Raw genomic sequence first — 4,879 nt, forward strand, 5'->3', positions numbered from 1 at the left:
GTCCACACCGGCCGGGCAGACCGTGCCGCCGGGGTCGTCGATCGAGATCACCGTGTCGAGCAACCCCGGCGACGACGGGGGCCCGGGCAACGGTGACGCCGACGCGAACGGCGAGGCCGACGCCGATGCCGGGGCCGACGGCGTGGCCGACGGGCTGGGCCAGTAGCCCGGGGTCAGGCCAGCGGGCGCGCGTGCTGCAGCGCGGTCGTGCCGGTGTAGGGACCGATCACGAGGTCGTCGCTCGACTCGACCTTCATGCCCAGTCGGTACTTGGTCACGTAGCGCTCGTAGTTGACGACCTCGGGCGACGTGCCGAGCGAGTACGTCATGCCCGGACGGTCGCCGATCGCCTCGACGACGTAGGGCGGGGAGTAGGGCCGGCCGTCGATGATGACCGTGCTGCCGACGCACACGATCGCCGTGGTGGACACCAGCCGCTGACCCTGCAGGCTCACCGCCTCGGCCCCACCGGCCCACAGCGCGTTCACGAACGCCTGGAGGTCCTGCTGGTGGACCACGAGGTAGTTGGGGTCGACCCCCGAGGTGGCCGCGGTGCGCGGTGCGTCGTCGAGCGTGACCCTGATGCCCGGCCCGCGGGCCGTGCTGAGTCCTGCGACGTCGCGCAGCGACCGCAGCTGTCGGGTCACCGCGTCGATGCCGCTGCTGCGGTCGGCGGCGTCGAGGACGTCGTCGATCTCGCGCTGCAGGTCGTCGGCCTGCTGCTGGCGCTGCTCCACCCGGAGCGTGCGGTCGGAGACGAGCGAGGCGATGTCGCCACCGGCCGGGCGCAGGTCCTCGCCGTCCGACGTCGCGTGGGCGGCAGCTGCGGTCAGGCCGGCCACCGAGCACACCAGCAGCACCGCCACCGACCAGCCCCGGCGGGACCGGACCTGCGACCGCGCACGCGACCCTGACATGCGTGTCCCTCTCCCCAGTCCGACGACGACCACGTCGGCGACTACGCTAGCCCAGAATGTCCCGTAGGCAGCCGAAAGAGATCCCCGTGGCCAAGAACAGCAACCCGAGCAAGGTCCGCACCCCCCGAGGTGGCTGGCTGCACCCGCTCGCCCTGCTGCTGCTCGTGGTGGCGATCGCGTGGGCGGTCGGCGCCTTCTTCACGGTCTCGGACCGCTCCTTCCCCAACGTCGGCGCGATCCCCGGCCTCTTCCGCCTGGGCGGCTGGAACTTCGCCGTCGCCGCCGTCCTCGCCTTCGCCGCGTCGTCCGTGGCCGCCCGCACCCGCCCGGAGCCCGAGCCGGGCGCGCCCACCGGCAACCGGTACGCCGCGCCGCTGATGATCGCCTCGGCCCTGGTCGGCCTGCTCTGGATCGTGGTCTTCTACGTCATCTCCGGCACCGACATCCAGATCCCGGTCTACTCCGACCTCGGCGACTGGAACATCGTCATCGGCATGGGGTTCATCGTCGCGGCCTTCGGGTTCGCGATGAAGTGGGAGTGACCTCCCCCGGGATCGCTACCGGAAGGTCACCTGGTCCGCGGGCACGTGCCCGTGCTCGTTGTAGGTGAGCAGCCGGGTCCCTCCACGCCCCACGATCAGGGTCGTGACCGACGCGTTCACGATCACCCGGTTGAGCGTGATGAACAGTGACGCGTCGCCGGCCAGCAGGTGCGAGGCGACGAGCGCGATCGGTCCTCCGGACGTGAACACCGCCACCCGTCGTCCCGTCCCGGCCTCGGCCACGGCGGCGTCGAGGGCACGCAGCACGCGCTCGGAGAACTCGGCGAACGTCTCCACCGACGACGGCGCCCCGCTCACCCATGCACCCAGGGCGGCGTCGAGCTGTTGCTGGAAGGCGCGCAGGTCCGTCGTCGGGGTCACGTCCATGCCGGCGAGCGCCAGGTGGTCGTACTCGTTCCAGCCGGCGTCGACGTCGTACAGGTCGCCGTCGATCGCGTCGAGCGCGGCCACCGCGGTCTGGGCGTGCCGCTTCATGGACCCCGCCACCGACCAGTCGGGGCGGAAGCCCGACGCCTCCCAGGCCATGCCGAGCCAGGAGCCCTGTCGGGTGCCGCGCTCGGACAGCTGGTCGTAGTCGTCGCTGCCGAAGGAGGCCTGGCCGTGCCGGATCAGATGGAGGGCGCCCACCTCGGAAGGCTAGCGGGTCGGCGGGCCGGGAGCCGCCCGGGTGACTTGCGCTGCGAAGTGGGCCCGGTGCGTCGAAGATGGAGGGATCATGAACGTCTGGACGACACGCCGGTGACCGCCCTGGAGACTGCACACGTCGAGTCGGGGCAGGACCTGGTGGTCCTGCTCGACGACGACGGCACGCCGACCGGCACGGCACCCCGGCTCTCGGTCCACGGCACCGAGACCCCGCTGCACCAGGCCTTCTCGCTGCACCTGTTCGACGACCAGGGCCGGGTGCTGCTGACCCGTCGTGCCCTGGGCAAGCTCACCTGGCCGGGGGTCTGGACCAACTCGTGCTGCGGGCATCCCCGACCGGGCGAGGCCCTGGAGGACGCCGTGCGCCGACGTCTGCGCGAGGAGCTGGGGGTCGAGGTGGACGACCTGCGGATCGTGCTGCCGGACTTCCGGTACCGCGCCGTCGACGCCAGCGGCGTGGTCGAGAACGAGATCTGCCCCGTCCTCGTGGGCCGGGTCCGCGGCAGCCTCGCACCCGACCCGGCGGAGGTGGGCGAGCACCTCTGGGTGCCCTGGTCCGACCTCGTGGCCGCCGCGAACGCCACCCCAGGCGTCTACAGCCCGTGGTCGGTGCTGCAGGTGCCGCAGCTCGACGCCCGCCGCTCCCGCCTCCCCCTGCGTGGCAGCGCACCCGCGGTCGGCTCGACGACGGGCACGGAGGCCGGCACGGTCACGGCCGTCGCCGATCTGCTCTCCGCCGAGCTGACGTGGGTGGAGTCGGTGTGGGACGCGCTGGTCCCTCCGGGCGGCGCGGGCCCGCTCGCGGGAGGTCCCGGTGACCTTCCCGGCTGGCTGCGCTCCCTCGTGCTCGGCGGCGGGAAGCGGCTGCGCCCGCGGATGTGCCACTGGGGCTTCGTGGCGGCGGGCGGCGAGGTGGGCACGCCCGCCCACGACGACGTGGTGCGCGCCGCAGCTGCCCTCGAGACGCTGCACCTGTTCGCCCTCGTGCACGACGACGTCATGGACCAGTCCGTCGAGCGCCGGGGTGCGGCGGCCGCCCACGTGGTCGCGGCCCGCCGTCACCGCGAGGTCGACGGCCACGGCGACCCCGACCGCTTCGGCCAGAACATCGCGATCCTGCTGGGCGACCTCGCGCACAGCGAGGCCGACCGGCTCGTCCACACGCTGCCCCTGGCGCTGCGCGACTACTGGTACGAGCTCAACCTCGAGCTGATCGTCGGCCAGCGGGCCGACCTCACGGGGGCCGCAGGGCGCCGCACCGACCTGGCCCACGCCGAGGCCGTGGCCGCGCTCAAGTCCGGCGCCTACACGATCGGCCGCCCGCTCCAGCTCGGCGCGCTCGCGGCCGGCGCCACCGCGGCGCAGCGTGACGCGCTCGAACGGTTCGGCTCGCACCTCGGGCGCGCGTTCGCCTGGCGAGACGACGTGCTCGGCGTGTGGGGCGACCCCGCCGTCACGGGCAAGCCGTCGGGCGACGACCTGCGCGAGGGCAAGACCACGCTCATCTGGGTCCTCGGCGCCGACCGGCTGACGGGTGAGGCCGCCGCCGCCATGGCACGCGTCGGCACCACCGACGCCCGCGACGGCGACGTCGCGCTGCTGCAGCAGGCCCTCGCCGACGCGGGCGTGCGGCAGGAGGTCGAGGACCGCATCCGGGCCGAGACCGACCGAGCCGAGCAGGTCCTGCTCGGCTGCCCGTTCACCGCGGAGGGTGTCGTCGGTCTGCGCGACATCGCCCGCACCATCTCCTGGAGGTCTGCATGAGCCACGTCGTCGTCGTCGGAGCGGGGCTGGCGGGCCTCGCCGCCGCCTGCCACCTGGTGGGCGACGGGCACCGCGTCACGGTGCTCGAGCGCGAGGACGTGCCCGGTGGTCGCGCCGGTCGACTGACCCGCGAGGGCTTCACGTTCGACACCGGCCCGACGGTGCTGACGATGCCCGACCTCATCGACCGGCCGCTGCGCGCAGCCGGCTCGAGCCTGGCCGAGCGGCTCGAGCTGAGCCTGCTCGACCCGGCGTACCGGGCCTTCTTCGCCGACGGCTCCACGCTGGAGGTCCGGCACGGACACGAGGCGATGCGCGCCGAGATCCACCGCGAGTGCGGCAGCGTCGACGCCGCAGCGTTCGACGAGTTCGTGGTGTGGCTCCGCAAGCTGTACCTGACCGAGATGCCGCACTTCATCGACCGCAACTTCGACCGTCCGACCGACCTGCTCTCCCGGCCCATGGCCGCCGCACGTCTGCTGGCGATGGGTGGGTTCACCCGGCTCGGGCCGATGATCCGGCGACGCTTCGCCGACGAGCGTCTGCACCGGTTGTTCTCGTTCCAGGCCATGTACGCGGGCCTCGCGCCGGACGACGCGCTCTCGCTCTACGCCGTCATCACGTACATGGACTCGATCGAGGGCGTCTACTTCCCGAAGGGCGGCATGCGCGCCGTGCCGCAGGCCCTGGCCGACGCCGCCTCCGACGCCGGTGCGGACTTCCGCTACGGCACCACCGTCACCGCTCTCGTGCGCGACTCCGGGGGCCGCGTGCGTGGCGTGGCCACGGGCGAGGGGACCATCGCGGCCGACGCCGTCGTGTGCACCATCGACCTGCCGACGGCCTACGAGTGGCTGCTGCCCGAGCTCAAGCTCCCCCGCGCCGTCCGTGGCATCGGCGGACGCCTCGGTGGGGACTACTCGCCGTCGTGCGTCGTGTGGCACGTGGGCGTCAAGGGTCTGCCGCAGGGCAAGGCCCACCACAACATCC

The 4,879-nt window shown here is 73.2% G+C and carries 5 protein-coding genes and 1 pseudogene; 4 read left to right on the top strand and 2 right to left on the bottom strand.

The genetic code is table 11. From position 1 onward, the window contains the following. Positions 1 to 173: 173 nt before the first annotated feature. Positions 174 to 917, bottom strand: a complete 744-nt coding sequence (locus ASF38_RS08720) for a DUF881 domain-containing protein (protein ID WP_156366857.1) — start codon at positions 915 to 917, stop codon at positions 174 to 176. 56 nt (positions 918 to 973) lie between these two features. On the opposite strand from ASF38_RS08720, the gene ASF38_RS08725 reads away from it, so the two are divergent. Further along, positions 974 to 1,459 (top strand): cell division protein CrgA, encoded by a 486-nt coding sequence (locus ASF38_RS08725; RefSeq protein ID WP_082480632.1) that lies wholly within the window; start codon positions 974 to 976, stop codon positions 1,457 to 1,459. Positions 1,460 to 1,474: 15 nt separating this feature from the next. Here the strand turns inward: ASF38_RS08725 and ASF38_RS08730 are convergent, their stop codons facing one another. Then, positions 1,475 to 2,107: a histidine phosphatase family protein gene (locus tag ASF38_RS08730; protein ID WP_055962107.1), complete on the bottom strand. Its 633-nt coding sequence runs from the start codon at positions 2,105 to 2,107 to the stop codon at positions 1,475 to 1,477. Between ASF38_RS08730 and idi the strand changes: the two are divergent. From idi to ASF38_RS08740, 3 genes and pseudogenes are all read left to right on the top strand, one after another. After that, positions 2,093 to 2,755: pseudogene (gene idi / locus ASF38_RS19740) on the top strand (isopentenyl-diphosphate Delta-isomerase); the annotation flags it as partial. The gene ASF38_RS08730 and the pseudogene idi sit on opposite strands and share 15 nt — an antisense overlap. Beyond that, positions 2,735 to 3,889 (top strand): polyprenyl synthetase family protein, encoded by a 1,155-nt coding sequence (locus tag ASF38_RS08735; RefSeq protein ID WP_369815187.1) that lies wholly within the window; start codon positions 2,735 to 2,737, stop codon positions 3,887 to 3,889. The pseudogene idi and the gene ASF38_RS08735, both read left to right, overlap by 21 nt. Then, positions 3,886 to 4,879: oleate hydratase (locus ASF38_RS08740; protein WP_235497553.1), on the top strand; the 994-nt coding region annotated here is incomplete at its 3' end. The genes ASF38_RS08735 and ASF38_RS08740, both read left to right, overlap by 4 nt.

This window comes from Aeromicrobium sp. Leaf272, from assembly GCF_001422865.1.
GTDB lineage: Bacteria > Actinomycetota > Actinomycetes > Propionibacteriales > Nocardioidaceae > Aeromicrobium.

What these genes read in the sequence shown, in the direction of transcription:
- ASF38_RS08725 (WP_082480632.1), top strand. Translation starts at nt 974, where the DNA reads ATGTCCCGTAGGCAGCCGAAAGAGATCCCCGTGGCCAAGAACAGCAAC.
- ASF38_RS08720 (WP_156366857.1), bottom strand. Translation starts at nt 917, where the DNA reads ATGTCAGGGTCGCGTGCGCGGTCGCAGGTCCGGTCCCGCCGGGGCTGG.